The organism is Synergistaceae bacterium (assembly GCA_012728235.1).
GTDB lineage: Bacteria > Synergistota > Synergistia > Synergistales > Synergistaceae > JAAYFL01.
This window is the reverse complement of the sequence record JAAYFL010000136.1, coordinates 1-5,296: the sequence shown is the minus strand read 5'-3', so window position 1 is coordinate 5,296 and position 5,296 is coordinate 1. Positions and strand designations below refer to the sequence as shown.

The 5,296-nt window shown below is 41.0% G+C and carries 5 protein-coding genes and 1 pseudogene; 2 read left to right on the top strand and 4 right to left on the bottom strand.

What is annotated here, in order from left to right; translation table 11 throughout:
* From GXZ13_07385 to GXZ13_07375, 3 genes are all read right to left on the bottom strand, one after another.
* On the bottom strand, positions 1-527 hold a 527-nt coding region (locus GXZ13_07385; protein NLX75625.1), incomplete at its 3' end, for a DUF438 domain-containing protein.
* Between the two features lie 202 nt (positions 528-729).
* Entirely contained in the window at positions 730-1,194 is a 465-nt protein-coding gene (locus tag GXZ13_07380) for a hypothetical protein (GenBank protein ID NLX75624.1), read from the bottom strand.
* Positions 1,195-1,612: 418 nt separating this feature from the next.
* Positions 1,613-1,840, bottom strand: coding sequence for a hypothetical protein (locus GXZ13_07375; protein NLX75623.1), 228 nt, complete (start codon positions 1,838-1,840; stop codon positions 1,613-1,615).
* A 395-nt stretch (positions 1,841-2,235) separates the two neighbouring features.
* On the opposite strand from GXZ13_07375, the pseudogene GXZ13_07370 reads away from it, so the two are divergent.
* Positions 2,236-3,747, top strand: a pseudogene (locus GXZ13_07370) (AbgT family transporter).
* An 11-nt stretch (positions 3,748-3,758) separates the two neighbouring features.
* Positions 3,759-4,943: an amidohydrolase gene (locus tag GXZ13_07365; protein NLX75622.1), complete on the top strand. Its 1,185-nt coding sequence runs from the start codon at positions 3,759-3,761 to the stop codon at positions 4,941-4,943.
* Positions 4,944-5,028: 85 nt separating this feature from the next.
* On the opposite strand, the gene GXZ13_07360 is transcribed toward GXZ13_07365, so the two are convergent.
* Positions 5,029-5,296 (bottom strand): M20 family metallo-hydrolase (locus GXZ13_07360; GenBank protein ID NLX75621.1); only part of this gene is annotated, 268 nt, incomplete at its 5' end.

Here is a 5,296-nt window from a genome sequence, read left to right as displayed (position 1 = left end):
TGGGCAGAGATGGCTCTGAGCTTTTTAAGTTCCTCAAAAACTTCTGGTGCTTCAGCCCTTCTAACAGCCTCTATAAGCTCAGCAATAATGTCATTCTCTCTCATATACACATTAACAGGATGGCCAGGAATCTGGGAAAGCCTTATTACCGGCTCCTTTGAAACATTCACATCCTCAACTATCTGGCCTGCAATTGGCAGCTTGAAGCCGCCTACTTTTTCTAGCTTTGTAGTTCCATGAAAAAGAGCTGAGTGGACATCGCAGAGTTTTTGAACCTCTTCAACAGGAACTCCTCCTGCAATAATCTCCTGCTCAGCCTTAGCAATCTCAGAAGCATCAACTGTGGCAAAGTTTGCTACAAAGTCCTCCCTTACACTCTCAAGACTATCCCCATCATTAAGTCTGTGGATATAGTCCTTTAAAAGCTCCACCCTGGTGGCGTCTAGATAAGGGGTCTTTCCATCTACCTTTACCTGGCCTTCACTGATCTTATTAACATTATCATTTAAACTAATCTTTTTGCTCATCTAAATCTTCCCTTTCTATATATATAAGTAGCATAGATATTTTCATTACCAATCCCTAGTTTATTACTAGGGTATCTTGTCCAATTATACCCCATAAATAATCTATTTACTATCTTTTTTAAGTAATAATATCTGCCTATAAAAAACAAAAAATCATAAAGCCCCATATAAAAAGAAGGCCACTTAGGACCCTCTAGAAAAACTACTTTTTATCTATGGTGGCACTGAGGAAGCTGTCGATTTCTAAGGCGTCCTCCTTATTAAAGTAAAGGTTTACAAATAGCTTCCTGTTTTTATACTCCACCATCTGAAGCTCACCACTGTCTATATTAAAGCTATAGTCCTTAACTTGGGACCAGTCTTTAAAAACTCCATTAATCAGCTTGTAACTACTATGGTAACGAAGCCCCTTTCTAGTAATTCCTTGACTAAATAGACAGGTAATTACATAGAGGGCCCCAAGAGCTATTATTAGATAGTTTAAGAGGTTGCCCTTACCTAACCGGTAAGATAAAAAGGCAAAAATTACAATAATTAATGCTACAGCAAAATTTGTGCTGGAATTTCTTCTAACAGGATAGATTATCTCCTTTTTACTCCTAAGGTTAGATAGGCTAGACACAGAAAAAATTACTATTAAAACTATGTAGACAAGTACTTTAGACACATGGACCTCCCTTTATGTGATTTAACTTAAACCTGCTTAGGCTTCCTACAAGGAGTAGGTTCTGGGTAACACAGGTAGCAAGAAAAGTATAGCCCAGGCCAGCCCCCTGCTCAAGTAATATTTTGTCTAGCATATATAGTTATCTTCTCTTCTATACTAGGACTATATTCCCAATAATGCATAAAGACTAAAAATAAGACTCCTCTTATATGCTAAAATTCCCCCTTAGTAGATCTATTCTCTATGAGGGAACCTTAACCATTTTTAATCCTTCTTAATCTTACAAGTTCTTTTATTAAAACTTCTCTTTTTTCATATACACCCTGGAAATACTAACTTAGTAAAAGCAGGGGTTTACTAAAATTTTCAGTTAGTAGATCTAATTTTGATAGGCCTTTATAGCACTTGATTGAATAGATTAATACTCATAGAAGACCTCTCCATCCAAATACTCCATATCAAGAACTGGATTCATCATAAAAGCCCCTAAATCAAGACCTGAAAGTATTATAGAGGACAAAGAAACGTGGTAGATAAAATTTACACTATCAGTGCCAGGAACCTTAACAAGCCTATAAATAAGAAGGACCGATATAAAAGTTGATTTACTTAAGAACTTCCTATCAATTAAGTCTATAATTTTCATCAGCTCCCCCTAATATCCTATGACTGAAGGAGTATACATATATAAGCGGAAGATAAACTGTAAGAAGTTGCAGCTCAAATTAATGAATTTGATTGACTAAATTATTAAAAATGGTCTTTAAAACAAAGGAATTAATTATCAAAAAATAAATAGTTTTGTTTACTTATTTCTTTACCACAAACCTGTAATTCATCAAATGTATAAGCCCAATCTAAATCCAAGTCATTAGCGGCAACTCTTGGCTCTATTATTTTAATTTTCCTGATTGATTCTATAAGTCCACTAGTATATAATTAAGCAAAATACAACAATTACTTAACAAGGAGTCGTAACAAGAAAGGGCTTATAGCGAGAAAGGTAAACAATTTAATACAATCTTGATTAAGGAGGAAATCATGTCTAAAAAAGACGAAAGCAAGGGCTTTCTAGCCTGAGTGGAAAGGGTAGGTAACAAGATACCCCACTCCTTCATCCTCTTCGTATGGATGATAATCATCGTAGTACTTATCTCTTTTGTTGCTAACAAAGTAGGACTGGAGGTGGAAAACCCCACTACTGGAGAAATTGTTCAAGCCAAGAACCTAATTTCAGGTGAGGGTATTAACTTTGCTCTGACAAGCGCTGTTAAGAACTTTACCGGATTTGCTCCCCTTGGCCTAGTTCTCACCATGGCCCTAGGTATTGGTCTAGCAGAGAATGTCGGACTATTATCTAGCTTTATGAAAAAGACCATACTTGGAGCTTCACCAAAACTTGTAACCTTCATTATTATGCTTATTGGTATCAATGGCAACATTGCCTCAGACGCCGCTATAGTTATTATCCCTGCTGTGTCTGCCATGATTTTCCTTTCTCTAGGTAGAAACCCCATTGCAGGTATCGCCCTAGGCTACGCGGCAACCACAGCTGGCTTTAGTGCCAACTTTTTTATAGCTGGAACCGATGGGCTTCTAGCAGGCATTACAAATGAGGCTTCCAAGATAGTTGGAGCTCCTGAGATTCCTGTAACAGCCAACTGGTACTTTATGGCAGCTTCTACCCTACTTCTAGCATTTGTGGGGATGTTTGTAAACGACAAGATTATAGAGCCTAGAATAGGCCCCTACACCGGTGACAAGCAGATTACAGACCAGGCAGTTACTGCTGAAGAGAACAAGGCCCTTAAGGCCGCAGGCATTGGCCTAATAGCCTACTTTGTAGTCTTAGTTGCCCTAGCTGCACCCAAGAGTTCATTTTTAAGAAATGCTGAAACCGGCTCTTTAATGAGCGGTTCACCCCTTTTAGCAGGAATTATACCTCTGCTTCTTATCCTCTTTCTAGTAACCTCCATTCCCTATGGAAAGGCCATTGGAAAGATTAAAACCTCAGCAGATGTTCCAAAGTACATGACTATGGCCATCAAGGATATGGCTCCCTTTATTGTTCTAGCCTTTATTATCGGCCAGTTCATAGCCTACTTTAACTGGAGCAACTTGGGAATTATAATTGCGGTATCCGGTGCCAACCTGCTTAAGGCGCTTAACTTTACCGGTATTCCACTCTTTATAGGTTTTGTTCTTCTTTCTACCTTTATTAACCTATTTATAGGAAGTGGTTCAGCCAAGTGGGCCATACTAGCCCCAATCTTTGTTCCCATGCTGAGCTTACTAAACTACCACCCAGCCCTAACCCAGATGCTATATAGAATTGGGGACTCTTCTACCAACATCATCTCTCCCCTCTTCCCTTACTTCCCCATTATCATTGGGCTTATGAATGAGTATGATGAGGATCTTGGAATGGGAACCCTCCTGTCTCTAATGATCCCCTACAGTATGGTCATGCTGGTTACTTGGCTAATTTTTGGAATCATCTGGTACATTACAGGTTACCCACTAGGACCAGGTGGCTTCCTATTTATCAATTAGGAGGATAATAGATGCTTAAAGAAATTGAATCTTTGGTGGAAAAACACCAGGACCGAGTAATAGAAATTAGAAGAGACATCCATCAGAATCCAGAGCTAGCCATGGAAGAAACTAGGACTGCCCAGCTGGTAAAAGAGGAGCTGGAAAAGCTAGGCTTAGAAGTGGAAGAAAAGGTAGGAAAGATGGGAGTGGTTGGTCTTCTAAGAGGAAAAGGGAATGGAAAAACGCTCCTTTTAAGAGCTGACATGGACGCTCTACCTATCTTAGAGGAAACAGACCTTGACTTCAAGTCCAAGACAGATGGCAAGATGCACGCCTGTGGCCATGACGTCCATACCTCTATCCTACTGGGAGTAGCCAAGGTTCTTGCAGAACTTAAGGACCAGTTTAAAGGTAATATAAAGTTCTGCTTCCAGCCCGCAGAGGAGGACAATCCTACGGGAGGCGCAAGGTTTATGATAGAAGATGGGGTTCTAGATAATCCCAAGGTTGACGCTGCTATGGCCCTGCACATTTGGCCCATGCCTCTAGGCCAGGTTGCCCTAAGAAGGGGAACCATGATGGCCCAGTCTGACAGGCTCTTTCTAACAGTTAAAGGAAAATCTTCCCATGGGGCTGAGCCCCACAAAGGCCAGGACGCCCTGGTGGCTGCAGGCCATATAATAACTGCCATCCAGACCGTCATAAGTAGAAATGTGGACCCCATGGACAGTGCAGTTGTAACCCTGGGGACCATAAAGGGAGGCAGCCGCTACAACGTGGTCTGTGACAAGGTAACTATGGAAGGCACTGTCAGAACCTTTAGGCCAGAAGTTTCAGAGCTTATGCCAATAAGGATAAAGGCTCTGGCCGAAGGAGTTGCCGCAGGCCTTGACTGCCAGTGCGATGTTAGTTATGTAAAGGGCTACTCTGCTACACTAAATGACCCAGACCTGACAGACCAGGTCCTGGTCTCGCTAAGAGAGACCCTAGGAGCAGAAAATGTTATCCTAGCAGATAAACCTGGTTCAGGGGGAGAGGACTTTTCTGAGTTTGCCATGAGAGTCCCTTCAGTCTACTATTGGCTGGGCTTTCAATCAAAAGAAAATGAAGGCCGGACCATCCTTCATAACCCCCAACTTCTAGTAGATGAAAAGGCCATTGCTTTTGGCATGAAGACCATGGCCAAGGCAGCCCTAGACTATCTTAATAGCTAGTAGCAAGGATCTATAGATGAAAAACCACCTCCAGGGGTATGGGGGTGGTTTCCTTTTACTAAAACTACTCTAACTCTATTCTTACTTATTCTTCTACCAAAAGTTCAATAGTTCTTCTAAGGGCCTTAAAGGCCATAGCTAGGCTCTCTTCATCAAAGTCAAACCTATTATTATGGTGGGCTGCCTTTAAATCAGAACCAAACATAAAGTGTAGGCTCCTTCCGCCAAGCTCCTCCACCCTATTCATCATATAGGTGATATCCTCGGAGCCGCCAAGACTCCTAGCTATATCTATCTTAAAATCACCCTCTAAATGGTCAGCTACTAGAGCTACAAAGTCCTTATCGTAGCTA

Bases quoted from the DNA above. Each gene is read 5' to 3' on its own strand.
- GXZ13_07375 (NLX75623.1), bottom strand. From the start codon at position 1,840: ATGAAAATTATAGACTTAATTGATAGGAAGTTCTTAAGTAAATCAACT.
- GXZ13_07365 (NLX75622.1), top strand. From the start codon at position 3,759: ATGCTTAAAGAAATTGAATCTTTGGTGGAAAAACACCAGGACCGAGTA.